Below are 24,249 nucleotides of genomic sequence, written 5' to 3'. Positions count from 1 at the left end.
GGCGCCTACGCTTCTGTCCGCAGATAAGAAAAGTGCAACAAAGGCAGTCACCCAAAGGCTTGGGTAATCCTTAGTTTTCTAAAATTACATTCATTTAATGTTAGATTGCCACATAAATAAAAATAGAAACGCAATGACATGACAGAAAAAGCCTCTCTCAATCTAATAAGATGGAAAGGCATTTCTAATATGAGCCTAATCTTTAGGTATTATAGAGGCAAATATTAATTTAGCAGAGATTTTCATGTGGATGGAAAAAGTAAGATATAATAAAGGCTTACAGCAGTTATTTACTTTATCCACATTGCTGTTGAAAAGGTTATACGTCCGGGTGTGAATTACTATCCACATCTTATCCACAGTTTGTGCATAACTAAAATAGGTCGAATAGATTTCCACAGGTTAAAACACTAATATGATAACAAAAAAAACGTGTTGATGCAACGGTTTTTGAACACTTATCCACAAACACTAGCGGTTGTATATAATTTCTATCCACACCACTATATTTTGTGATTATCTTGTAAATAATTGTTGTGGATAGAAAAATATTGTCGAAATTTGGTTCACAAACCATGTGGATAAAGTTTTTTACAAAAAATAAGGCCTAACCAAATCTTTAGAAAGCAGACTTGGTTAAGCCTTTTTTAGTTAATAGGTAGTATTAAAATTTCTTTTCTATAAAAAAAGGAAGTTGACAGATGGGGGGAGTTTTACGTATAATTGTTTAGAAAGTCAGATGCAGTGGTAATAATGACGCTTAATATAATTAGGATATTTAGATCCCTCAGGGAGGTGCACTATAAATGAAAAGAACATTTCAACCAAATAATCGTAAACGTAAAAAGGTACATGGTTTCCGTACACGTATGAGTACTGCTAATGGACGTAAAGTTCTACAACGCCGTCGTCGTAAAGGAAGAAAAGTATTATCTGCATAAGACCACTGAAGCGTCAGTGGTTTTTTTTACGTTAAAGGCCGTCTTTAACAGGGAGGAAAACGAATGATTTCCTTCCTGTATCATTATATTAAAGGCTTGTTAGTGTCTATGTTCTTAAATACATATTTACGATAAAATATGGATATGCTTGGTAGATAAGAAAATATAAAACACTTATTTATTTGTAGAAGTACTGCTATGGAGTGCCTGATAAGACCTAAGTGAAAAGAAAGGGATTTAGAAGAAAGTTATCCTTTCTTATCTCTTAAAAAAGGTGATTAGAATGAAAAAGGAATTTCGGATAAAGAAGAGTAAAGAATTTCAATATGTTTTTAAAAAAGGAAAGTCTTTTGCTAATCGGCAGCTTGTTATATACTATGTACAGAAGCAGGATCAAGAGCACTTTCGTGTAGGTCTATCTGTAGGTGTAAAGATTGGAAACGCTGTAACGCGCAATCGAATTAAGCGCTATTTGCGCCAAGCGTTTCAAGAGCTAAATGATAGCATTTTATATCCACATGATATAGTGATTATTGCTCGCGGGCAAACAAAGAACATGGGGTATGAAGAAATAAAGAAAAGCTTAACCCATCTACTATATAAAGAACATTTATTAAAAAAAACGAATCAAGATTAGTTTATTATAGCTACAATAATTGAATTAAGCTAAAATAGCAGATAGTATGAGTTTTTAGTGTTAAGGAGGAAAAAAATTGCGCAAAAAGTATTTATTGCTCTTAATCTTAATTGGGTTAGTAGCAATACTTTCTGGTTGTACGGAAATTGATCAGCCGATTACCTCGGAAAGTGAAGGAATTTGGAATACTATATTTGTCTATCCACTTTCATGGGTAATTATTAAAATAGCGGAAACATTTAATAATAGCTATGGTTTATCGATTATTATTGTTACGATTATTATTCGTTTAATTTTAATGCCTTTAAATATTAAACAAATTAAGAGTTCAAGAGCAATGCAGGAGGTACAACCACTGCTTAAAGAGCTTCAGACTAAATACAGCTCCAAGGACCAGAAAACACAACAGAAATTACAAGAAGAAACAATGAAATTAATGCAGAAGCATAATGTTAATCCACTTGCTGGATGTTTGCCTATTCTTGTGCAAATGCCGATTATGATTGCGATTTTCCATGCAATTAGTCGAACAAGTGAAATTAAAAATTACAGTTTCCTCTGGTTTGAACTTGGTTCACCGGATCCATATTTTATTCTGCCAATCTTAACTGCTGGATTTACTTTCTTACAACAAAAAATAATGATGTCAACGAATACATCGTTGACTAGCAATCCACAAATGGCGATGCAAATGAATATGATGCTTTACATGATGCCAATTGTGATTGGGGTTACTGCTATATTCTTCCCAGCAGCACTTGCATTGTACTGGGTAACTGGTAATATCTTTATGGTTATTCAAACATTATTGATTAATAAACCAATGATGAGTAATAATGGAGGAGACAAGAAGTGAAACAAATAACTGCTAGCGGCCAAACAGTTGAAGAAGCGGTCCAATCAGCACTAGAGCAGTTAAACACCACGAAGGATCAAGTAGAAATCGATATTATTGATGAAGGTAAAAAAGGATTACTCGGAATATTTGGTGCAAAGCGAGCCATTGTAAAAGTAAGCCTTACGAAAGATCCGATTGTTGAAGCAGAAATGTACATTAAAGAAGTAATAAATAACATGAATATAAATGTTGACGTAACAACGAATGTTAAAGGAAAGCATATTACCTTTGACTTAAGCGGGGAAAATATTGCTTTGCTTATTGGAAAACGTGGACAGACATTAAATGCACTTCAATATTTAGTCCATCTTGTTCTGAATAAAGATAAAAAAGCTTATTATACCGTTACATTAGATGCAGAAGGCTATCGAGGACGAAGAGAAGAAACACTAGAAACGCTAGCACTAAGAATGGCAGAAAAAGCACTTAGACTTAATAAAAAAGTTGCATTAGAGCCAATGCCGTCATATGAACGGAAAATTATTCATAGTAAGCTGCAGCATCATAAATCAGTTTCCACTTATTCGGATGGGGTAGAACCACATCGTCACATTGTTATAAAACCTTAGATACTCTCTAAGGTTTTTTGTTTGCATTTTTTAATCGTTTGTTGCTATTTATATTAATTTCTAACAACTAAGCGTATCGTTGATTCTCGCTCCGGACAGTCGCTTTCCGTGAGCAATGTAGTATGTTCCATCAGGAGAAAATTAATCGCAATGGAATTTCTGCTGTTTCTATGCTCGTAGGAGTCCCTTGTTCTTTTTTACAATCAAAAGGCCATGAGAGAGGAATTGCTTTCGCGTCTTATATCATAGATAGAAAGATGAATGCAATTGTACAATCCAGCGGAGAAAATACTCGAAGACTCCTGCGGGAGGAAGGGCCTCGGTGAGACTTTGAAGTGCGTAACACAAGAAGGCTCACCATCCCCCCGCGAAAAGCGTAATGTATTTTCGAAGCGAGTGGTCAGAGCAGATTGTTCACCTATTTAGTTTCACTTAATATCAAATAATTTTTAATCCACTACCCTTAATAAAAGCAACCAACTTTTCCTCTTTCCAAATTTGTTTGTTTAATGTTCTAACCGGGAATATGAATAGTGAAATGGGGGATTGAAAATGGCTAAAAAAGCGAAAGTAGAAGAGGTCGCTGATAAAGTATTTGATCGAAATAAGCAGGAAGAGCAAGATGAAGCATCAAAAGGATTAGCTGAAACCCATAAACAAGTTTCAGATACGTTGTCAGATGGAACAATTGATTATGAGAAAAAAGACGAATAATAAAGAAACCAATAAGTATAAAAACAATTAAGTAGGGGGCTTGTTAATAACAAGCCCCTCTACTTTTGGTGTCACGAAAACCAATTATCCACATGTTGATAATTGGTTTTTTATATTTATAATATATTTTTTGTGGATAAGTTTATTTTTTAGTCTAAATATGTTATCCTAATTTGTTAGTGACGTTAAAAATAATAAATGCGTTATTGATATAGATAAATGATGGAAAAATGCAGGAGGTGTAACGGATGGAGACAGATACAATTACTGCGATATCAACCCCGATTGGGGAGGGTGCAATTGCAATTGTTCGTTTGAGTGGACCAGAGGCTGTTTCGATCACTAGTAAAATTTTCAAAGGTAAAAATCTGCAAGAGGTTGATTCACATACGATTAATTATGGTAAGATTATTAATCCGGAAACAAATGAAATCGCGGATGAAGTAATGGTTTCTGTCATGCGTGCACCAAGAACATTTACCCGTGAAGATATAATAGAAATCAATTGCCATGGTGGAATGACCGCTGTTAAGCGTGTGTTAGAAATGGCATTGAGTAATGGTGCAAGGCTGGCAGAACCTGGTGAATTTACGAAACGGGCATTCTTAAATGGCCGAATCGATCTTTCACAAGCAGAAGCAGTAATGGACTTAATCCGAGCGAAGACAGATAAGGCAATGAATGTTGCTCTAAAACAAATGGATGGCAGACTTTCTGGATTAATTCAGCGGTTACGTCAGGAATTACTAGAAACTGTTGCCCAGGTTGAGGTAAACATTGATTATCCTGAATATGATGATGTTGAGGAAATGTCGCATGAAATGATGCGGACGAAGACAAAAGAGGTTCACGAGGAAATTGAGAAGCTGCTTAGTATAGCGAAGCAGGGGAAGATTTTGCGTGAAGGCTTAGCTACTGCAATTATTGGCAGACCCAATGTTGGAAAATCATCCTTAATGAACACACTTGTTCAGGAAAATAAAGCAATTGTAACGGATGTACCAGGAACAACAAGGGACGTTATAGAAGAATATGTCAATGTTCGAGGGGTTCCGCTAAAATTAGTTGATACTGCAGGAATTCGCGAAACAGAAGATATTGTTGAAAAAATTGGTGTCGAACGGTCAAGACAAGTATTGAAGGAATCAGATCTCATTCTTTTTGTTCTGAACTATAATGATGAACTAGTGGAAGAAGATGAGAAGCTGTTTGCCGCGATTCAAGGACTTGATTATATCGTTATTATTAATAAGACAGATTTAGCGCAAAAGCTAGATTTAGATAAAGTGAAACAGCTTGCAGGCACACGCCCAATCGTATCCACTTCTCTAATTGAAGAAGAGGGTGTAGATGCATTAGAAAGCGCAATTGCTGATACGTTTTTTGAAGGTGAGCTAGATACTGGTGACATGACCTATGTATCAAACGTTAGACATATTGATTTGTTAAAGCAAGCAAGTAAAGCGTTAGAGGATGCAATGGAAGGAATAGAAATAGGAGTACCTATTGATATCTTACAAATAGATGTAACACGGACATGGGAATTATTAGGTGAAATAGTTGGCGATACTGCTAGTGACAGTTTGATCGACCAGTTATTCTCGCAATTTTGTTTAGGGAAATAATAAATGAAGAAAGGATAAATCAAAATGACAACATATAATGCAGGACAATATGATGTAATCGTTGTTGGTGCAGGGCATGCAGGCGTTGAAGCTGGTGTCGCAGCAGCACGAATGGGCGCAAAAACGTTAATGTTAACATTAAACTTGGATATGATTGCTTTTATGCCATGTAATCCATCTGTTGGCGGACCTGCAAAAGGGATCGTTGTACGTGAAGTGGATGCACTTGGTGGTGTAATGGGCAAAGTAATTGATAAGACTTACATTCAAATGCGGATGTTAAATACAGGTAAAGGACCTGCCGTACAAGCTTTACGTGCACAGGCCGATAAAACCTTATATATGAAAGAAATGAAAAACATCCTTGAGAATGAGGAGAATTTAACCCTAAGACAAGGGATGGTAGATTCATTAATTATTGAAGATGGCGTATGTAAAGGTGTGGTTACAGAGACTAAAGCCTCGTATTTTGCAGATGCTGTCATTATTACGACAGGTACATTCATGCGCGGTAAAGTATTAATGGGAAATGTGGAATATGAAAGTGGACCGAATAACCAACGTCCATCACTTAAGCTATCTAAGAATTTAGAGGAACTTGGATTTGAACTTACACGTTTTAAAACGGGAACACCGCCACGTGTTATCAGCCATTCGATTGATTATTCGAAAACGGAAATTCAACCAGGTGATGAGAATCCAAAATCATTTTCCTATGAAACAACAGAGCAAATCCTTGATCAGCTACCATGCTGGTTGACGTATACTAATGAATTCACACATCAAGTTATCAATGATAACTTAAATTTATCATCGATGTATTCTGGAGTGAAACGCGGAACAGGTGCAAGATATTGCCCATCGATTGAAGATAAAATTGTTCGTTTCAGCGATAAGCCTCGTCACCAAATTTTCCTTGAACCAGAAGGAAGAGATACAGAAGAGGTTTATGTCCAAGGATTATCCACTTCTTTACCAGAGTATGTTCAAAATGAAATCATTAAAACAATTCCTGGATTAGAAAATGCACAAATCATGCGTCCAGGCTATGCAATAGAATATGATGTTGTTGTACCTTCGCAATTATGGCCGACACTGGAAACGAAGAAAATTCCAGGACTATTTACAGCAGGTCAATTAAATGGAACTTCTGGATATGAAGAAGCTGCTGGACAGGGTATTATGGCTGGAATCAATGCTGCTGCAAAAGTGCTTGGAAAAGAACCGGTCATTCTAGATCGTTCTCAAGCTTATATTGGCGTATTGATTGATGATTTAGTAACGAAGGGGACAAATGAGCCTTATCGTTTACTAACATCACGTGCCGAATATCGCTTATTGCTTCGTCATGATAATGCAGATCTGCGTTTAACAGAAATTGGTCATGAGCTTGGATTAATTTCAGAAGAACGATACAATAAATTTATTGAGAAGAAGCAATTGGTTGAAGAAGAAAAGCAACGTTTACGTGAAATCATGATTAAGCCAAATGATTTGGTTAATCAAGTCATGGAAGAGGCAAATGCTGCCCTTTTAAAAGAAGCGGCAAAGGCATATGATTTATTGAAACGTCCAGAGCTTAGTTATGATTCCATTGAAAAGATGATTGAGGAAAATCCAAACTTGACGGATGAGCAAAAAGAACAAGTTGCTATTCAAGTGAAGTATGAAGGATATATTAAGAAAGCAAATGAACAAGTAGCCCGTATGTTAAAAATGGAAGATAAGAAGGTTCCTGCAAATATTGATTATGATGATATTAGTGGTCTTGCAACTGAAGCAAGAGAGAAGCTCAAGAAGATTCATCCATTATCACTAGGGCAAGCGTCTAGAATTTCTGGCGTAAATCCTGCAGATATTTCCATCTTGCTTATTTATATTGAACAAGGACAGATTGCAAGGGTTGCGAATTAAAAGTAAACAATCGTGCAACGTTAATAGCAGGGGAGGTTCACTGATGGTCAAAACTGGAAGCAGCCTCCCAAATCTGTAATAATAGAAAATGTACCTTATGAAATCCCTTTGTATTTGGTTTAAGGACTAGATACAGAGGGATATTTACTAATACCGATTATAAAAGGAGATATTCTATCGATGAATCCAGAACAATTTGTATTGGCCTTAAAAGAACAAGGAATTGAATTAAATGCAAAGCAGCGTGAGCAATTTGCTACTTATTATCATACATTGGTGGAATGGAATGAGAAAATTAACCTCACCGCATTAACCTCAGAAGAAGATGTTTATTTAAAACATTTCTATGACTCGATTTCTGCTGCTTTTTACTATGATTTCACAAAAGAACAATCCATTTGTGATGTAGGAGCAGGTGCCGGATTTCCAAGTATTCCCTTAAAAATTTGCTTTCCTAATCTGAAAGTAACCATTGTGGATTCCTTACAGAAGCGGATTGGCTTTTTAAATCATTTAGCAGCACAGCTAGAATTAACAAATGTCGCTTTTTATCATGATCGAGCAGAAACTTTTGGTAAAAATAGTGATACTCGTGAATCATTTGATATTGTTACGGCAAGAGCAGTTGCAAGAATGTCTGTTTTAAGTGAACTGTGTTTACCATTAGTTAAAAAAGATGGTGTGTTCATTGCAATGAAAGGTGCGCAGGCAGACGAGGAATTAGAGAATGGCATGCAAGCAATCGAAATTCTAGGTGGAGAAATAGATAAAACCTATACATTTACATTGCCACAAGAAGAAAGTGAACGTTCTATTGTTATTGTCAACAAAAGAAGAAAAACACCGAAGAAATATCCTAGAAAAGCTGGGACACCGAATAAATCACCAATAGAATAACAAGAAAGATTTGCCCTTGCTTTAGGTAAAGAGATTACAACAAAAATATTTATACTTCAAGTGATACTCTTCTAAGTAGGAATATGGTAATATAAAGATAGAAAATAGTGCTTACTAGATAATTAAAACTCATAGTAGGGGAGTTAAATCTGTAACTATAAATACTAGAAATTTTGAAAGATAATATACAGCATAAAAATGCTGTTTCCATGAACACATATCAGTAGACAAAATGAACGTTTCTTTCTGGTTGAAGTTCTATTTCCTTAAATTGTTTCACGTGAAACAATTTTTACATAGATAGTTTTTAGTTTAGCAAATAAAGGTGGTGTCAGATGGTGGTGCATCCTTTTAATCGGATATTTGGAAAAGGAGAAAAAACTCCCGCAGAACCAGAAAAAGTCGACTATCTTCCGGATGAAGTCATTCAGCTTCCTGTAGCCAATATTGTACCTAATCGCTTTCAACCAAGAACAATATTTAATGAGGACAAAATTAAAGAATTAGCACAAACAATTCGAACCCATGGTATGATCCAACCTATTGTTGTAAGAAAAATGGAACAGGATAAATATGAGGTTATCGCGGGGGAACGAAGACTCCGTGCCGTTAAATCATTAGAACTAGAGCATATTTCTGCAATTATTCGGGAAATGACCGATACAGAAACAGCTTCTGTTGCTTTAATTGAAAATTTGCAGCGAGAAGAGTTGACGGTGATTGAAGAGGCGTATGCTTATGCAGAGCTTTTACAATTGCACTCGATAACCCAAGAGGCATTGGCGCAAAGACTTGGTAAGAATCAATCCACGATTGCAAATAAATTACGTTTATTAAAGTTACCTGAAGAAGTGCGAAATGCCTTATTAAATAAATCGATTACCGAGCGACATGCCAGGGCTCTAATAAAATTAAAGGATCCAGAGAAGCAATTACAGGTTCTGCAGTTTATCATTGATAATGAACTGAATGTAAAACAGACAGAAGAACGTATTGCAAAAATGGAAGAAATAAAAGAGAATCAAAAGAAAAAGCGTCCAAGACGAAAAGGGATAAATAAGGACATTCGAATTGCAATGAATACAATTCGTGAGTCTTTGAATATGGTTTCGGATACAGGATTAAAAGTCGAGTCTGATGAAGAAGAACTCGATGATTATTATCAAATTACGATTAAAATTCCTAAGAAATAACTCGATATTATAAAATATATTTTCATGTGATGTCCATCTTTTGCTCGAAAAGATGGGCATTTTAGTATAACAATTAGGATTCCAGGTTGAATATACATTGTGAGGAAAATTTATATCTACTTATCTGTAAAATTAGACAAAATTAATAGTCGTTTCTCTGTAAATAGTGATAGAATAGAAGGTATATAGTTTAGGTAGGTGTCAACATGGGAAAAATAATGTCCATCGCTAATCAAAAAGGTGGCGTAGGGAAAACAACTTCATCCGTAAATATTAGTGCCTGTCTAGCGCATTTAGGGAATAAGGTACTATTAGTTGATACAGATCCACAAGGAAACGCAACGAGTGGTGTAGGTGTTAACAAGGCTGATGTAAGTAATTGTGTTTATAATGTACTTGTCGAAGATTTACCTGCTGAAGAAGTAGTCATTTCAACGGAATTGGATAATTTAGATATTATTCCTGCAACCATTCAACTAGCAGGTGCTGAAATTGAACTTGTGCCAATTATTTCAAGAGAAATCCGTCTGAAGAGAGCATTAGATAGTCTTAAAGATTCTTATGATTATATTATTATAGATTGTCCTCCATCACTGGGATTATTAACATTAAATGCATTAACAGCTTCTGATACAGTGATTATTCCAGTTCAATGTGAGTATTATGCTCTTGAAGGATTGAGTCAGCTACTCAATACCATTCGATTGGTACAAAAGCATTTAAATAAGACATTGATGATTGAAGGTGTCTTGCTAACAATGCTTGATGCAAGAACGAATTTGGGTATACAAGTAATTGAAGAGGTTAAGAAGTATTTCCAAGATAAAGTGTATAAAACGATTATTCCAAGAAATGTAAGACTTGGAGAGGCACCGAGTCATGGACAACCAATTATTACGTATGATCCAAAATCGAAAGGTGCAGAAGTCTATCTCGAATTAGCAAAGGAAGTGATGGAAAGTGGCGAAAGGGTTGGGTAAGGGACTCAATGCTTTTTTTCCTGAGATAGAGAAGGAAGAAAATGAATCAATTCAAGAAATTGCTATTACAGAATGCAGACCAAATCCATATCAACCAAGAAAAACTTTTCACGCAGATGCAATTGAAGAATTGAAAGAGTCTATTCTTGAACATGGAATCATTCAACCAATCATTGTTCGTAAAAGTATTAAAGGATACGAGATAGTGGTTGGGGAAAGACGTTATCGTGCAGCGAAGGAAGCTGGACTTAGAACTGTGCCTGCTGTTGTAAAAGAGATGACTGATGAGCGAATGATGGAGATTGCATTGTTGGAAAACTTACAGCGAGAAGATTTAACTCCAATTGAAGAAGCACATGCATATGCTAATCTTATGAAGGAATTGAATTTAACACAAGAAGAGTTATCGAAACGTTTAGGAAAAAGTCGCTCTCATATTGCAAATATCGTACGCTTGCTCTCGTTGCCAGACCAGATTGTTGCGTATATTAACAATGGCGAATTATCAATGGGACATGGACGTGCTTTATTAGGTCTTAAAGATAAGGGCAGATTATTTCCACTGGTGAATAAGATTCGTACTGAGAAACTAAATGTAAGACAGGTTGAAAAGCTAATTGTTGTTTTAAATGAAAATCCTGTACAAAAGAAAGAAAAGGTTAAAAAGGATGTATTTCTTCAAGAAAGAGAATCTATTTTAAGAGACTTTTTAGGGACAGCTGTTACAATACAACGTGGAAAACGCAAAGGGAAAATAGAAATTGAGTTTTACTCAGACGACGACCTCGAACGTATTTTGGAAGTCTTAGAGAAGTAGTTACGATAATAATTGAACTGACGCCAAAGCTGTCGTCAGTTTTTTATTTCGCTTATTCCGTGTGAAATTTAGCAAATAGATAGTGTTGATAGGGCAGCTTTTTGCAAATTGTGTAAATAAGTTGCAATCTAAAGCTAGATGGCAACCAAGTTTTCTAATGGGCTTTAAGAGAGAGAACAACAAAATGTTCCACGTGAAACATTTTTATATTCATGTATGTAGAAGATCTAGCAAAGGGTGGCGTTAAATCAATGGTATTGCTTGGAACGTTAATAAATGGTGCATTAATAATAATTGGTAGTGTACTTGGGCTCTTTTTTACAAAAATACCTGAACGCTACAAAGAAACAGTAATGCATGGGATAGGGCTTGCGGTTATGCTGATTGGTTTACAAATGGCAATAGCAACTGATCAAATTATTATCGTCCTGCTAAGCTTATTATCTGGGGCAATTATTGGCGAATTCATACATTTAGAAGAGGGCTTAAACCGTCTGGGCAATTGGATTGGCAGTAAATTTACAACAACAAATAACAATTTTAGTGTTGCCCAAGGATTTATCACGGCGACATTGATCTTCTGTATCGGTGCAATGGCGATTATTGGTGCATTGGATAGCGGAATTCGCGGTGATCATGAAGTGCTTATTACGAAGGGCGTTATCGATGGATTTACAGCATTGGTTTTAACGACAACATTAGGATTTGGTGTCGTTATATCTGTCATTCCTGTTGTTCTATATCAGGGGGCAATTGCATTATTTGCCACGCAAATTGAGAAATGGCTACCAGAAGCATTTTTAAACGGTCTAATTGTTGAAGTAACAGCAGTCGGAGGATTACTCGTCCTTGCTATCGGTTTAAACTTGCTTAAAATCACAAATATCCGGATTGGTAATCTGTTGCCTTCCATTGTTACAGTTGGAATTATATATTATATTTATCAATTAATATAAGAGGAATTGAATATTTGTTAGAATAAGGGCCATCAAGTGCAGTGAAGCTTGATGGCCCTTATTGATTTGTTCGCAATTTAGATGAACAGCGCACTTACATAGTCAAGAGATTTCTCTCAGGCCTCTCGCTCCAGAAATACACTTCGCTTTCCGCGGGGAAGCTGGTGAGCCTTCTTGTGCTGACGCACTTCGTAGTCTCACCTAGGCTCTTTTTTCCGCAGGAGTCTTCGTGTATTTCTTCCGCTGGAGATAGTGCAGATTCTATCGAAAAAAGAATGGCAAACCCACTAACTATCGGCGTTGAGTGTAGCAAAATACTGAAGACCGTTTGTGAATAGCAACTGCTACCATAATTGAAATCACAATTGTCATTAGTTCATAGTTTACATTAACCAAGAACTATCAATATTCACTTGATATACAATCGATTTTTTGATGAGCGTATTAGCAGTTCCAATCTTTTACCCTCTTTTAAATATGCATCTACATTTAAATGGGTTGCATGCAATGCTGTGGTTGCTACACCATATTCTTTCTTTTACGTTTTCTCATTGTTATGGTGGCTGGAATAGTTTCATTGGAAGTCAGTCTCTGATCGATATGGTCTAATATCGCAGCAATTTGCTTAGCCATATCAACAACAATCGACAGCCTAGTGTTTTGTAAAATAGAGTATTCCATAAATCCGCCAATATTTACTACTCCTGTTATGTGTACGTCACCAACTTCTGGAAGAGGCTTGTTTAAAGCAGCTCCGGGCTTGAGTGGTCCCGTACCTGTAATAATATGGCCAATTGATGTATTTTTACCTAAACAGGCATCGATTGCGATGATAAATGGGTTCCTATGTGTTTCATTAATTTTTACAATCGATTCTGTTAAATTGGTTGCGTGAACAGGATCATGCAGTGTCCCATATACCGTCATATGTCTAGGACGCATTTCTTGAAAATAGCTTCCGACCAATGGTCCAAGGGCATCACCTGTAGAACGATCAGTACCAATACAAACAATTACATACTCACGAGCAGAATTCGGCAGCCAAGAAATGATTTTTTCACTAATAGTTTCAGATAATATTGGTTCGGTATGGAGCATACGGAAAGATTCATTATTATTTGCAAATCGATTTATTAGATTCATAGCTTATCCTCCACAAACATATTGGTATAGTATACGGATTTTTATATCTTTCTATACATGAATATTAAAAATATTGGAGGAAAGATGATGTGGAGAGCAGGATTTAAATGGATGTCACTAATTATTGGTGCAACGATTGGCGCCGGGTATACTTCTGGCAGGGAAATATGGGAGTTTTTTGGACATGGAAGTGGACTAGCTATTCTTTTAGTAACTATCTTCTTTACGATTGGCTGTATGGTTATTATGAATATAAGCTATTCTAGGAAATCGACCCATTATATACCAGTGCTGAAAGATATTGTTGGTGCGCGTTTAACAGGATTTTATGATGTCATGATTTTGATTTATTTATTCACAATAACTGTCGTAATGATCGCAGGGGGCGGTGCTACTGGACAAGCATTTAATGTGCCAAATTGGCTAGGAATCGGCATCATGGTCGTCGCATTAATTTTATTGTTTATGAATGGGATTAATGGTTTATTATCAATGAATCAGGTTATTGTGCCAATCTTGATTGTGGGGCTCTTGGTTGTCCTTATCAATTTTATGGTTGACCAAAATCTAATATTGTTTTCTCATATCCATGAGCAGGACAATTGGATTGCTGCATTTCCATTTACAGCTTTAAATATTTTGCCAATCATTGCTGTTATTGGTGCAATTGGCAATAAAATTAGCTCAAAAAAAGAAATAGTTATCGCCAGTGTTAGTAGTGGAGTAATTCTAGGGGGAATTTCATACATTTACAATAATAGTTTGATTCAAATCGAACAGGTAATTATTTCATATGAAATTCCTCTATTTGCGATTTTAAAGCATTATCCGGTTATTGTTTTGATTATAATGTCAGTCCTTCTATGGCTAGCCATTTTTAAAACTGCTGCAGCAGGGATTCTAGGGATTGTAAGTCGTATCCAAGAATATTTCAAGCTGTCATTTGTCTCCATTGTTATTCTTTTGTTAGTCGTGATGGTTCCACTAACAGCAATTGGGTTTTCAACATTAATTAGCTATACGTATCCAATTTACGGCATTCTAAATTTATATGTGCTTACTCGCTTACTCCTGTATCCAATCTGGAATAAAGCAGATTAGCTAGCTGAAGTTGTATATTGTGGTTGTATTGATCGCGATATTAAAATGACTTATACACTTGATAAGTCATTTTTCCAGCCTTTCGTACGGTTATTAATAATGCTTAGTGATCGCTTAGCTTCAATTCTTATTATCGGTTGAATATCCTCTTGTTCGATGTGCTGAAGAATTTTAATCATATTGATGTCGTTAAAACTTTCAAAGGACCTGACCAATTTCCAACGGATAATCTCATCATTGTAATGGTCCTTTAAACATTGTATAAGTGCATCAATAATTTGAGAATGACGATGTATTTTACGGTTAAAACAAATAAACCCTATTGCATCAATCCCTTCTTGAATCTCAAAGGGATTGTTTGCTTTTAGTACATACAATAATATTGGTAGAATTTCCTCATCCATATGAGCTAAAGTTCTTGCAATAATGTCTCTCGGCAAGGGATAGCTATTCTTATTGAAACCATCAGTAGGTAATACTTTATGCTGATTATTGCCTATCTTACCTAAATATTCGACCATAACCTTAGCAGACTCCCTGCCACCCTTTGAGAGAGCATCACACAATTCGATCTTAGTATAAAGTTTTTTTTCTTGTGCAAGAGTATTAAGAAACAAATGCATCAGATCATCGCTCAAATCACTTTTCTCTGATAGTAATTTTACAGCTATCGTTCTTTTATATGCTTCCTTAGATTTAATCAATTCTATTAGTTCCATTTTTGTGTAACCGTTATAGAGATGTAAATCTTCAAATACAATCTTTCCACGGCCCTTTAACCGAGAATCAGAACTTTTCATTTACTCTCCTCCATTTATCAATCGGTCCACACTGATAATCTATAAGGATTTCATCCAAAAATTGTCATTTTAATTGTGGAACATTTGTTTTGTTTTGTTTTTCGATTTTTAACAGGATTATTAAACACATTCTTAATAATAGGTGGTTTTTTAATGATTCGTTCTTTTTGTATATCACTATTTGCAACGTTTGTTCATTGGAAGAACATCTCCTGTAAGATCAAGTATATATCTGTTTGGGGTTTTAATTGTAACAATCTTAGTCAAATAGTTTAAAATGAAGAAGCATGTAATTCTATTTTCAGCTATAATAAGAGTTAAAAAGGAGAAACATCGATGGAAGAAAAAGTATTCGGATTAAATGATATCGTTCAGATGAAGAAGCCTCATCCATGTGGAGAAAATCGATGGAAAATCATCCGTATGGGAATGGATATTCGCATAAAATGCCAAGGCTGCGATCATAGTGTAATGATACCGAGAAGAGATTTTGGGAAAAAGATGAAAAAGGTGCTTGAAAGAGCAGAAGAAAAATAGTTAAAAATTAATAAATATAGACTATAAGTGCTCCAAAATGATAAAATAGAAGCAGACAATGATATTATGATAGGATACAGAGCAAAAATAGGTATCGTTTCACTACCTATTTTTGCTTTTTATGTATTTGTCTTTTTTTATAGTAGTAACTATAATTAGACTAACGAACGCGTTCAGATGAAAGAATCCTTAAGGAGTGAAAGTTCACATGGCATTGACAGCAGGAATTGTTGGACTTCCAAACGTTGGAAAATCCACGCTATTTAATGCAATTACACAGGCTGGAGCAGAAGCAGCAAACTATCCATTTGCTACCATTGATCCGAATGTAGGAATTGTAGAAGTTCCAGACGACCGTTTAGATAAATTAACAGAATTAGTAAAACCGAAGAAAACTGTACCAACTGCATTTGAATTTACCGATATTGCAGGTATTGTTGAGGGTGCGAGTAAGGGAGAAGGACTAGGAAACCAGTTTCTTTCTCATATTCGCCAAGTAGATGCAATTTGCCAGGTGGTGCGTTGTTTTGTTGATCCAAACATTACGCACGTTTCAGGAAAAATTGACCCTATTGATGATATTGAAATCATCAATCTTGAGCTAATCTTAGCTGACTTAGAAACGGTAAACAAACGTTACCAGCGAGTTGAAAAGCTTGCGAGACAGAAGGATAAAGATGCGGTACAGGAATTTGATGTCCTTGAAAAGATTAAAGCAGGCCTGGAAGAGGAAAAGCCCGTACGATCTTTGGAATTCACAGAAGATCAGTGGAAGACTGTCAAAGGGCTGCATTTATTAACGAGCAAACCAACATTATATGTGGCAAACGTGGCCGAGGAAGAGGTTGCTGATCACGATTCCAATGAAAACATTCAAAAAGTAAAAGATTATGCTGCAAAAGAAAATGCTGAGGTTATTGTTGTTTGTGCACGAATCGAAGAGGAAATATCTGAATTAGAGCCCGAAGAAAAGGCAATGTTCTTAGAAGACTTAGGAATTGCTGAGTCTGGCTTAGATAAACTTATCAAAGCTTCCTATAATCTCTTAGGTTTGGCTACTTATTTTACAGCGGGTGAGCAAGAAGTACGTGCATGGACATTTAAAAAAGGCATTAAAGCGCCACAAGCAGCAGGAATTATTCATACGGATTTTGAGCGTGGATTTATTCGTGCCGAAACGGTTTCCTATGATGACCTATTGGATGCAGGAACGATGGCACATGCTCGTGAAAAAGGGAAGGTTCGTTTAGAAGGAAAAGAGTATATTGTTAAAGATGGCGATGTTATTCATTTCCGTTTTAATGTTTAAAAGGAACAGCTAGAAAAGCAACTTTCACTAACTCTATTTGTATAACGAAAAAGGATCTCTCGAATGCTTGATTTCTAACAAGTTATTTGGTATAATAACTTATTGTGAGTAATTAATTTTATTCCTTGCTCTTATTAAGGACCGTGATAAACGTCCAACAAATAAGAGCCGCTAAGACCAAAAGGAGGTGTAACGGATGAGAAAATACGAAATCATGTACATCATCCGCCCAGACATTGAAGAGGAAGCTAAAACTGCTTTGATTGAGCGTTTTAACGGTATTCTTACTGATAACGGTGCGGAGATTGAAAAAGTTGACGAAAAAGGCAAGAAACGTCTTGCTTATGAAATCAATGACTACCGTGATGGATATTATGTAATCATTAACTTCAGCGGTGATGAGAAATCAGTAAATGAATTTGATCGCCTAGCTAAGTTCTCTGAAGATATTATTCGTCATATTGCAATTCGAGTAGATGAACAATAATAAGGAGTGGTTCTGATGTTAAATCGTGTCGTACTTGTTGGCAGGTTAACGAGGGATCCTGATTTACGTTATACACCGACTGGAGTTGCAGTTGCTAACTTTAATATTGCAGTGAATCGTCCTTTCTCTAATCAGGAAGGAAACCGTGAAGCAGACTTTATTAATTGTGTTGTTTGGCGTAGACCAGCTGAGAACCTGGCAAATTATATGAAAAAAGGTAATTTGATTGGTGTCGATGGCCGTGTTCAAACACGTAGCTATGAAGGTCAAGATGGTAAAACTGTGTATGTAACAGAGATTGTTGCTGATAGTGTGCAATTTTTGGAATCAAAAGGTTCTGCTTCTTCAGGGGACAGAGGACAAAATACTTCAGGATACGGGCAAAATCAGAATCAGTACCAAAATCAGAATCAAAATCAAAATCAAAACCAAAACCAAAACCAATATCAACAAAACCAGAATCAAAACAATAATTTTGAGGACCCATTTAAAAATAATGGTGCGCCTATCGATATATCAGATGATGATTTACCATTCTAAAAGGATGTCCGAACATCCTTAAACATCAAAAGGAGGGGTATCAATGGCAGGAGTTCGTCGTGGACGTGCTAAACGTCGTAAAGTATGTTACTTTACAGCAAACGGTATTACGCACATTGACTATAAAGATGTTGATTTACTAAGACGTTTCATTTCAGAACGTGGAAAAATTCTTCCTCGTCGTGTAACTGGAACATCTGCAAAATATCAACGTAAACTTACAGTAGCAATCAAGCGTGCTCGCGTAATGGCATTATTACCATTCGTAGCTGAGTAATATAAAGAAACCTCTAGACTAGGCAATATGCTTGGTTTAGAGGTTTTTTTAATTCACTCCTATACTTATCTACTAACTTACTCTGTTAATGGAAAAGATAGTCGTATTGATCATCTAGCTATAATATATGGAAGCTAAGGACGTATCCTGCGCTTCGGATAGATAGAAATCATGATAATCAGCAAACTAATACTATAAATCAGAGCTAGTAATAAAAAAATACTGCTAACGGAATAAACAAACGATATGACGGTATACACTAGTAAGGGAATCGTTGTTGTAAAGGAAATTAACTTCCAAATAATCGCATAGCGTAATTTCCGCTGCATCAGCCTTGCAATAAATCTGCCGATATATGCAACGAAGGAGATGCAACCTAATACGATAAGAGTCATTGGCAAATAATAAAAAATAAAGAAATAAATGACAATGAAAATAAGATTCATCTCTCCACCGATTCCAGTGGGATTCGTAATTCTCTCAATTAGTGCTGGAATGGATACAATAAATAAAAGTATAAACATGTAAAATAATGCAAAATCCATTCCCACTCGATTAAGCTTAAACATTGCATCTTTATTAGGTAATTTGATACTATTTAAAAATATTTTCCAAAAGGTCATTCTTTTTCATCCTTATTCATATACTTCTTCCTATTATAATAGAAGCTCAAGAAAAAAGCCTTGATTGACGACGGGGAAATTGACGGATGATTCCATACCTTTCCAATCGTCGACAAATTATTACCTGGGAAATACTTCTTCTACATTATCTGACACGCTTTTCTCTAAAAACCGTGTTATCATAGAAGAATATGCTTGGTCGCGCGCCAAGCGAAACTTTTTTACAGGAACGAATCTTTGAATCTAATTGGAGAGGTGCATTAATGAATAAGTCAAAAAAGATAACAGAAGGAGCACTATTATTAGCGGTTTTTATGGTAATCATGCTTCTATCTATATTTATCCCGATATTTTCCATTCTATTGCCAATCCCGTTTATTCTCTACTCTGCTAAATATGATTGGAAACCAACCTTATTAATGTTTGTGGTAGCCATTTTGTTAGCAGTTATTTTTACAACGATATTGTCTCTGCCAACAGTTGTGTTAATGGGATTAGGCGGGATTATGATTGGAAATGCTATTTATAAAAATTTATCTGCTTATGAAACCCTAGCACGAGGTACATTTGGGTTTATTATTGGTTTGCTATTTTCATTTGTATTTACACAGGTTGCCCTCGATGTAAACTTTGTGGAAGATATGAATGAAATGGTGGAAGAATCCATGACGATGAGCAGTAATCTAATCGAACAATTTGGCTTGCAGGAGCAACAAACAGAGGAAGTAGAAGAATTAATCCAGATGCAAATGAATTATCTATCTGATTTACTACCTGCGTTTGTAATTTTTCTTGCTTTTATTCTGGCTTTCATTGTTCAATGGATTGGTCATAAATTTATTAATAAATTTTATAAGAAAAAATTACGATTTCCACCATTCCGTACAGTGCAATTTCCATCAGCCTTATTATGGATTTACATGATTGTATTAGTATTATCTATTATCGAAACAGATCCTGCGAGTACGCTATTTGTAATAATACAGAATGCGTCACTAGTTACAGGTACATTGATGATAATCCAGGGATTTTCCTTTATTTTCTTTTTCGCACATCATAAACGATTGCCAATCATAATACCAATTCTAGCTGTACTTTTTACATTATTTATCCCTACAATTCTACTTTCATTTGTAAGGATCTTAGGTATAATTGATATAGGCTTTAAATTAAGAGATCGCCTTACGAAAAAGAATTAGTTTGGACAAGGTGGACGTAAGGAAGAGGAGCTGATGGAAATGCCTGATTATCAGAAGAAGCTATTCAGTAGTCACCTATGGGCAGTATATATACTTGCAGTTGTATTACTATGTGTTACATGGTATTTTCAATGGAAAATAGGGTTAATTATGACTGTACTTGTAGCTGCTTCTCTGTACTATACCTTTTATAGGGAAAGAAAGTTGCTTGAAGAAACAGAGGAATATATTTCTACCATTTCCCACCGAATTAAAAAGGTTGGCGATGAAGCATTATTAGAAATGCCATTAGGAATTATATTATATAATGAGGATTATAAGATTGAGTGGGCAAATCCATATTTAAACAAATTTAGCGATGATGATGATTCCATCGTCGGTCAGTCGTTAAATATTCTTTCAGAAGTATTGATTCCTATGATAAAGGAAAACAAGCCTGAAATTGTAATAGAAGTGAACAACTCGAAATTTTTAACGATTATTAAGAAGGAAGAGCGTTTACTATATCTGCTTGACCGTTCGGAGCAAATCGAGTTGGAGACATTATTCCACAATCAACAAACGGTTTTAGCTATTATATTCTTAGACAACTATGAGGAAATCACGCAAAACATGGATGATACGGCGAAGAGCCAATTAAACTCACAGGTTACTTCTGTATTAAATAAATGGTCGAATCATTATGGTCTCTATTTAAAACGAACCTCACAGGAACGGTTTTTAGCTGTGGGAACAAAGGAAATCTTAGCGCAGCTTGAAAATGTTCGCTTTGATGTGCTGGATGATGTGCGTGAATTAATTACGGAACAAAATAATCCGATAACATTAAGTATTGGTGTAGGACTAGGCGATACTTCGCTTCCGGCACTAGGTGAGCTTGCACAATCGAGTCTGGATTTAGCTCTTGGACGTGGTGGAGACCAAGTGGTTATTAAGGATGATGTTGGTAAAGTTCGTTTCTATGGTGGAAAAACAAACCCAATGGAAAAACGCACGAGGGTACGTGCTCGCGTTATTTCCCATGCGTTACAGGAGCTAGTGAAGGCTAGCAAAAATGTGATTATTATGGGGCATCGTTCCCCTGACATGGATTCCGTTGGTGCGGCGATTGGGATATTGAATATCGCTAAGAGTAATAATGTTGATGCTTATATTGTATTTGATTCAAATGATGTAGACATAGGCGTGTATCGTCTCATAAAAGCACTTAAAGGCGATGAAGAGATTTGGAGTCATTTTATTGAGCCAGAAGAAGCTGAAAATATAATAACGAGCCGAAGCTTGCTCGTTGTTGTCGATACACATAAGCCATCAATGGTTGCGGACGCCAATCTGCTGAATCAGACGGAGTATAAGGTTGTCATCGATCACCATCGTCGCGGAGAAGATTTTGTAGATAATCCGACACTTGTTTATATGGAGCCATATGCTTCATCAACCGCTGAATTAGTAACAGAGCTTCTAGAATACCAGCCGAATCATGCGAAGCTAAAAATGCTGGAGGCTACTGCGTTATTAGCGGGAATTATCGTTGATACGAAGAGCTTTACATTGCGGACGGGTTCTCGAACATTTGACGCAGCTTCATACCTCCGTGCAAAGGGCGCGGACACTGTGCTTGTGCAGCAATTCTTAAAGGTCGATTTAGATATTTATGTGAAACGCAGTAAATTAATAGAGCATGCAGTAATTTATCGGGACTCTATTGCCATTGCAAAAGCAGATTCTGGAGTAGCCTACGGACCCGTGCTGCTTGCGCAAACAGCAGATACCTTATTAACATTGAGTGGTATAACTGCATCATTTGTCATATCTGAGCGTGATGATGGTAAAATAGGAATAAGTGCCAGGTCACTTGGTGATGTAAATGTCCAAGTGATTATGGAGAAAATGAATGGTGGCGGACATTTAACCAATGCTGCTACACAAATAGAGGGTACAACGATAGAAGAGGCAGAAGCACTACTAAGGGACATTCTGCATGAATATTTTGAAGGGAGAGATTCGGAATGAGAGTAATTTTTCTAAAAGATGTTAAAGGTAAAGGTAAAAAAGGCGAAGTTAAAAACGTATCGGATGGCTACGCACGAAACTACCTATTAAAAAATAAAATTGCCGAGGAAGCGACACCAGGCAATATGAAAATATTAGATGCACAAAAACGTAAAGATGCGCAAGAGGAACAAAAGGAGAAAGAAGAAGCAATAAACCTAAAGGATAAGCTAGCAGATCTTACCGTTGAAATAAAGGCAAAGGCTGGTGACGGTGGTCGCTTATTCGGTTCAATTACAAGCAAGCAAATTGCAGAAGTTTTAGAGAAGGAACATGGCTATAAAGTTGATAAACGAAAAATTGAACTAGGGGAACCAATTAGAGCACTTGGTTATACGACTGTTCCTATCAAACTGCATCCAGAGGTATCTGGTTCAATTAAGGTCCATGTAGCAGAATAATTTATTTTAAAGAAAAATTTTACATGATGATGGAATGAAATCGGCTTTCAAGCCGATTTCTTCCGTTCTCGATTGAATTATACGCAAGCAACGAAGATATCTATCATAATAAAGGCTAGAGATTCATGCTAGCTACTGAATATAGAGTAGGTTAAGGAGGAAAGGTAATGAGCCAATCGTGGACTGATCGTACACCACCACATAATCTAGAAGCGGAGCAATCTGTGATTGGTGCGATATTTTTAGAACCATCAGCATTCTCCACAGCATCTGAAATTTTATTGCCGGAAGACTTTTATCGTGCAGGACATCAACGTATTTTCGCTGCAATGATGAAGCTTTCAGACTTAGGAGAACCAATTGACATCGTAACAGTAACTTCTTATTTGAATGACGTAAAGCAAATTGACGAGGTTGGCGGTGTCGTTTATTTGACACAAGTTGCCGAAAGTGTGCCGACTGCTGCTAATATTGAATATTACTGCAAAATTGTCGAGGAGAAATCTGTACTGCGCAGGCTTATTCGAACAGCAACTGATATTGTAACTTCAGGCTTTGAAAAAGAAGATGAAATTGAAGATGTATTAAATGATGCAGAGAAGAATATTCTTGAAGTGTCTGGTCGTAAAAATACAGGGGCATTTAAAAATATTAAAGATGTCTTAATTGATGTTTATGATAATATTGAACAGCTTCATCAGCAAACCGGTGATGTTACAGGTGTTCCAACTGGATTCCGAGACCTGGATAAAATTACTTCTGGTTTCCAGCCAAACGACCTCATCATTATCGCCGCCCGTCCTTCCGTTGGTAAAACCGCTTTTGCACTTAATATTGCACAGAACGTAGCAGTAAATACCGACCAAAACGTAGCAATATTTAGTTTGGAGATGGGTGCGGAGCAGCTTGTACAGCGGATGCTCTGTGCAGAGGGAAACATTGATGCACAGCGTCTGCGTAATGGGCAATTACAGGCAGATGATTGGAGTAAATTAACGATGGCAATGGGCTCCTTATCGAATGCGGGAATCTATATCGATGATTCCCCAGGGGTTCGTGTCACCGAGATACGCTCTAAGTGCAGACGATTGAAGCAGGAGCATGGACTAGGTATGATCATGATTGATTATCTGCAGCTGATTCAAGGAAGTGCAAATTCAAAGGAAAACCGCCAACAGGAGGTTTCTGAAATTTCTCGTGCACTAAAGGCACTTGCCCGTGAATTAAAGGTTCCACTCATCGCCCTTTCACAGCTTTCCCGTGGTGTTGAATCCAGACAGGATAAGCGACCAATGATGTCTGATATTCGTGAGTCTGGAAGTATTGAGCAGGACGCGGATATCGTCGGATTCCTATACCGTGATGATTACTATGATAAAGAATCAGAAAAACAAAATATTATCGAGATTATTATTTCCAAACAGCGTAACGGTCCAACTGGTACGGTTGAGCTTGCCTTCGTTAAGGAATATAATAAGTTCGTTGACTTGGATCATCGCTATGAGAATAGTGATATTCCACCAGTGTTTGCATAGAATAGCAGCCCCTCATTTGTTAAGGGAGGCTGTTTTTTCTTTTGGCAGATAAGGAAGTAAAATAAATTTTCCTCTTACCATTCATATGAAAGAGAAGCCACATT

25 protein-coding genes are annotated in these 24,249 nt (G+C 36.4%); 22 read left to right on the top strand and 3 right to left on the bottom strand.

Going from position 1 to position 24,249, the window contains the following annotated elements:
- Nucleotides 1–806 precede the first annotated feature (806 nt).
- From rpmH to CUC15_RS19910, 12 genes are all read left to right on the top strand, one after another.
- Nucleotides 807–941 carry a 50S ribosomal protein L34 gene (gene rpmH, locus CUC15_RS19965; RefSeq protein ID WP_114918334.1) on the top strand — a complete coding sequence of 45 codons (135 nt, stop codon included), beginning with the start codon at nucleotides 807–809 and terminating at the stop codon, nucleotides 939–941.
- Between the two features lie 283 nt (nucleotides 942–1,224).
- Nucleotides 1,225–1,578 (top strand): ribonuclease P protein component, encoded by a 354-nt coding sequence (rnpA, locus tag CUC15_RS19960; protein ID WP_114918333.1) that lies wholly within the window; start codon nucleotides 1,225–1,227, stop codon nucleotides 1,576–1,578.
- A 76-nt stretch (nucleotides 1,579–1,654) separates the two neighbouring features.
- Nucleotides 1,655–2,434, top strand: a complete 780-nt coding sequence (gene yidC, locus CUC15_RS19955; protein WP_114918332.1) for a membrane protein insertase YidC — start codon at nucleotides 1,655–1,657, stop codon at nucleotides 2,432–2,434.
- A complete protein-coding gene (jag, locus tag CUC15_RS19950) occupies nucleotides 2,431–3,045 on the top strand; it encodes an RNA-binding cell elongation regulator Jag/EloR (RefSeq protein ID WP_114918331.1) in 615 nt (204 codons plus the stop codon). Before yidC ends, jag begins: the two co-directional genes overlap by 4 nt.
- Before the next feature lie 552 nt (nucleotides 3,046–3,597).
- Nucleotides 3,598–3,759, top strand: a complete 162-nt coding sequence (locus CUC15_RS19945; protein WP_114918330.1) for a YozQ family protein — start codon at nucleotides 3,598–3,600, stop codon at nucleotides 3,757–3,759.
- 248 nt (nucleotides 3,760–4,007) lie between these two features.
- Nucleotides 4,008–5,384 carry a tRNA uridine-5-carboxymethylaminomethyl(34) synthesis GTPase MnmE gene (gene mnmE, locus CUC15_RS19940; RefSeq protein ID WP_114918329.1) on the top strand — a complete coding sequence of 459 codons (1,377 nt, stop codon included), beginning with the start codon at nucleotides 4,008–4,010 and terminating at the stop codon, nucleotides 5,382–5,384.
- 24 nt (nucleotides 5,385–5,408) lie between these two features.
- Nucleotides 5,409–7,298: a tRNA uridine-5-carboxymethylaminomethyl(34) synthesis enzyme MnmG gene (mnmG, locus tag CUC15_RS19935; RefSeq protein WP_114918328.1), complete on the top strand. Its 1,890-nt coding sequence runs from the start codon at nucleotides 5,409–5,411 to the stop codon at nucleotides 7,296–7,298.
- 180 nt (nucleotides 7,299–7,478) lie between these two features.
- On the top strand, nucleotides 7,479–8,195 hold the full coding sequence (rsmG, locus tag CUC15_RS19930; protein WP_114918327.1) for a 16S rRNA (guanine(527)-N(7))-methyltransferase RsmG: 717 nt from the start codon (nucleotides 7,479–7,481) through the stop codon (nucleotides 8,193–8,195).
- 338 nt (nucleotides 8,196–8,533) lie between these two features.
- Entirely contained in the window at nucleotides 8,534–9,388 is an 855-nt protein-coding gene (gene noc, locus CUC15_RS19925; RefSeq protein ID WP_114918530.1) for a nucleoid occlusion protein, read from the top strand.
- 206 nt (nucleotides 9,389–9,594) lie between these two features.
- On the top strand, nucleotides 9,595–10,368 hold the full coding sequence (locus CUC15_RS19920) for a ParA family protein (RefSeq protein ID WP_114918326.1): 774 nt from the start codon (nucleotides 9,595–9,597) through the stop codon (nucleotides 10,366–10,368).
- Nucleotides 10,349–11,185, top strand: a complete 837-nt coding sequence (locus CUC15_RS19915) for a ParB/RepB/Spo0J family partition protein (RefSeq protein WP_114918325.1) — start codon at nucleotides 10,349–10,351, stop codon at nucleotides 11,183–11,185. Before CUC15_RS19920 ends, CUC15_RS19915 begins: the two co-directional genes overlap by 20 nt.
- 251 nt (nucleotides 11,186–11,436) lie before the next feature.
- A complete protein-coding gene (locus CUC15_RS19910) occupies nucleotides 11,437–12,141 on the top strand; it encodes a DUF554 domain-containing protein (RefSeq protein WP_114918324.1) in 705 nt (234 codons plus the stop codon).
- Between the two features lie 519 nt (nucleotides 12,142–12,660).
- On the opposite strand, the gene yyaC is transcribed toward CUC15_RS19910, so the two are convergent.
- On the bottom strand, nucleotides 12,661–13,284 hold the full coding sequence (gene yyaC / locus CUC15_RS19905) for a spore protease YyaC (RefSeq protein ID WP_114918323.1): 624 nt from the start codon (nucleotides 13,282–13,284) through the stop codon (nucleotides 12,661–12,663).
- Between the two features lie 87 nt (nucleotides 13,285–13,371).
- Between yyaC and CUC15_RS19900 the strand changes: the two genes are divergently transcribed.
- Nucleotides 13,372–14,385, top strand: coding sequence for a YkvI family membrane protein (locus tag CUC15_RS19900; protein ID WP_114918322.1), 1,014 nt, complete (start codon nucleotides 13,372–13,374; stop codon nucleotides 14,383–14,385).
- Nucleotides 14,386–14,435: 50 nt separating this feature from the next.
- Here the strand turns inward: CUC15_RS19900 and CUC15_RS19895 are convergent, their stop codons facing one another.
- Nucleotides 14,436–15,185, bottom strand: coding sequence for a HEAT repeat domain-containing protein (locus CUC15_RS19895; protein WP_114918321.1), 750 nt, complete (start codon nucleotides 15,183–15,185; stop codon nucleotides 14,436–14,438).
- Nucleotides 15,186–15,521: 336 nt separating this feature from the next.
- Between CUC15_RS19895 and CUC15_RS19890 the strand changes: the two genes are divergently transcribed.
- The 5 genes from CUC15_RS19890 (at nucleotide 15,522) to rpsR (ending at nucleotide 18,335) form a co-directional block, all read left to right on the top strand.
- Complete coding sequence (locus CUC15_RS19890; RefSeq protein ID WP_114918320.1) at nucleotides 15,522–15,722, top strand: DUF951 domain-containing protein; 201 nt, start codon at nucleotides 15,522–15,524, stop codon at nucleotides 15,720–15,722.
- 208 nt (nucleotides 15,723–15,930) lie between these two features.
- On the top strand, nucleotides 15,931–17,031 hold the full coding sequence (gene ychF, locus CUC15_RS19885; protein ID WP_114918319.1) for a redox-regulated ATPase YchF: 1,101 nt from the start codon (nucleotides 15,931–15,933) through the stop codon (nucleotides 17,029–17,031).
- Between the two features lie 196 nt (nucleotides 17,032–17,227).
- Nucleotides 17,228–17,518 carry a 30S ribosomal protein S6 gene (gene rpsF / locus CUC15_RS19880; RefSeq protein WP_114918318.1) on the top strand — a complete coding sequence of 97 codons (291 nt, stop codon included), beginning with the start codon at nucleotides 17,228–17,230 and terminating at the stop codon, nucleotides 17,516–17,518.
- Between the two features lie 15 nt (nucleotides 17,519–17,533).
- Entirely contained in the window at nucleotides 17,534–18,058 is a 525-nt protein-coding gene (gene ssb, locus CUC15_RS19875) for a single-stranded DNA-binding protein (protein ID WP_114918317.1), read from the top strand.
- Between the two features lie 43 nt (nucleotides 18,059–18,101).
- Entirely contained in the window at nucleotides 18,102–18,335 is a 234-nt protein-coding gene (gene rpsR / locus CUC15_RS19870) for a 30S ribosomal protein S18 (protein ID WP_114918316.1), read from the top strand.
- 134 nt (nucleotides 18,336–18,469) lie between these two features.
- On the opposite strand, the gene CUC15_RS19865 is transcribed toward rpsR, so the two are convergent.
- Entirely contained in the window at nucleotides 18,470–18,958 is a 489-nt protein-coding gene (locus CUC15_RS19865) for a hypothetical protein (protein WP_114918315.1), read from the bottom strand.
- A 263-nt stretch (nucleotides 18,959–19,221) separates the two neighbouring features.
- Here CUC15_RS19865 and CUC15_RS19860 point away from each other — a divergent pair, with 263 nt between their 5' ends.
- The 4 genes from CUC15_RS19860 to dnaB all read left to right on the top strand — a co-directional run bounded on the left by CUC15_RS19860 (nucleotide 19,222) and on the right by dnaB (nucleotide 24,145).
- Nucleotides 19,222–20,157: a YybS family protein gene (locus CUC15_RS19860; RefSeq protein ID WP_114918314.1), complete on the top strand. Its 936-nt coding sequence runs from the start codon at nucleotides 19,222–19,224 to the stop codon at nucleotides 20,155–20,157.
- 39 nt (nucleotides 20,158–20,196) lie between these two features.
- The gene (locus CUC15_RS19855) at nucleotides 20,197–22,170 is read left to right on the top strand and encodes a DHH family phosphoesterase (RefSeq protein ID WP_114918529.1); all 1,974 of its coding nucleotides are present in this window, start codon (nucleotides 20,197–20,199) and stop codon (nucleotides 22,168–22,170) included.
- Nucleotides 22,167–22,610 carry a 50S ribosomal protein L9 gene (gene rplI, locus CUC15_RS19850; RefSeq protein WP_114918313.1) on the top strand — a complete coding sequence of 148 codons (444 nt, stop codon included), beginning with the start codon at nucleotides 22,167–22,169 and terminating at the stop codon, nucleotides 22,608–22,610. Before CUC15_RS19855 ends, rplI begins: the two co-directional genes overlap by 4 nt.
- A 167-nt stretch (nucleotides 22,611–22,777) precedes the next feature.
- Entirely contained in the window at nucleotides 22,778–24,145 is a 1,368-nt protein-coding gene (gene dnaB / locus CUC15_RS19845; RefSeq protein ID WP_114918312.1) for a replicative DNA helicase, read from the top strand.
- The last annotated feature ends 104 nt before the right edge of the window (nucleotides 24,146–24,249 follow it).

The organism is Oceanobacillus zhaokaii (assembly GCF_003352005.1).
GTDB classification, from domain to species: Bacteria; Bacillota; Bacilli; order Bacillales; family Amphibacillaceae; genus Oceanobacillus; species Oceanobacillus zhaokaii.
Note: the sequence above shows the minus strand (reverse complement) of the source record. Positions and strands in the feature narration are given on the sequence as shown.

Excerpts from the sequence above, each read along its gene's own strand:
- rpmH (WP_114918334.1), top strand. The coding sequence starts at position 807 with ATGAAAAGAACATTTCAACCAAATAATCGTAAACGTAAAAAGGTACAT.
- rnpA (WP_114918333.1), top strand. The coding sequence starts at position 1,225 with ATGAAAAAGGAATTTCGGATAAAGAAGAGTAAAGAATTTCAATATGTT.
- CUC15_RS19945 (WP_114918330.1), top strand. The coding sequence starts at position 3,598 with ATGGCTAAAAAAGCGAAAGTAGAAGAGGTCGCTGATAAAGTATTTGAT.
- mnmE (WP_114918329.1), top strand. The coding sequence starts at position 4,008 with ATGGAGACAGATACAATTACTGCGATATCAACCCCGATTGGGGAGGGT.
- mnmG (WP_114918328.1), top strand. The coding sequence starts at position 5,409 with ATGACAACATATAATGCAGGACAATATGATGTAATCGTTGTTGGTGCA.
- rsmG (WP_114918327.1), top strand. The coding sequence starts at position 7,479 with ATGAATCCAGAACAATTTGTATTGGCCTTAAAAGAACAAGGAATTGAA.
- CUC15_RS19920 (WP_114918326.1), top strand. The coding sequence starts at position 9,595 with ATGGGAAAAATAATGTCCATCGCTAATCAAAAAGGTGGCGTAGGGAAA.
- CUC15_RS19910 (WP_114918324.1), top strand. The coding sequence starts at position 11,437 with ATGGTATTGCTTGGAACGTTAATAAATGGTGCATTAATAATAATTGGT.
- yyaC (WP_114918323.1), bottom strand. The coding sequence starts at position 13,284 with ATGAATCTAATAAATCGATTTGCAAATAATAATGAATCTTTCCGTATG.
- CUC15_RS19900 (WP_114918322.1), top strand. The coding sequence starts at position 13,372 with ATGTGGAGAGCAGGATTTAAATGGATGTCACTAATTATTGGTGCAACG.
- CUC15_RS19895 (WP_114918321.1), bottom strand. The coding sequence starts at position 15,185 with ATGAAAAGTTCTGATTCTCGGTTAAAGGGCCGTGGAAAGATTGTATTT.
- CUC15_RS19890 (WP_114918320.1), top strand. The coding sequence starts at position 15,522 with ATGGAAGAAAAAGTATTCGGATTAAATGATATCGTTCAGATGAAGAAG.
- ychF (WP_114918319.1), top strand. The coding sequence starts at position 15,931 with ATGGCATTGACAGCAGGAATTGTTGGACTTCCAAACGTTGGAAAATCC.
- rpsF (WP_114918318.1), top strand. The coding sequence starts at position 17,228 with ATGAGAAAATACGAAATCATGTACATCATCCGCCCAGACATTGAAGAG.
- ssb (WP_114918317.1), top strand. The coding sequence starts at position 17,534 with ATGTTAAATCGTGTCGTACTTGTTGGCAGGTTAACGAGGGATCCTGAT.
- rpsR (WP_114918316.1), top strand. The coding sequence starts at position 18,102 with ATGGCAGGAGTTCGTCGTGGACGTGCTAAACGTCGTAAAGTATGTTAC.
- CUC15_RS19865 (WP_114918315.1), bottom strand. The coding sequence starts at position 18,958 with ATGACCTTTTGGAAAATATTTTTAAATAGTATCAAATTACCTAATAAA.
- CUC15_RS19860 (WP_114918314.1), top strand. The coding sequence starts at position 19,222 with ATGAATAAGTCAAAAAAGATAACAGAAGGAGCACTATTATTAGCGGTT.
- CUC15_RS19855 (WP_114918529.1), top strand. The coding sequence starts at position 20,197 with ATGCCTGATTATCAGAAGAAGCTATTCAGTAGTCACCTATGGGCAGTA.
- rplI (WP_114918313.1), top strand. The coding sequence starts at position 22,167 with ATGAGAGTAATTTTTCTAAAAGATGTTAAAGGTAAAGGTAAAAAAGGC.
- dnaB (WP_114918312.1), top strand. The coding sequence starts at position 22,778 with ATGAGCCAATCGTGGACTGATCGTACACCACCACATAATCTAGAAGCG.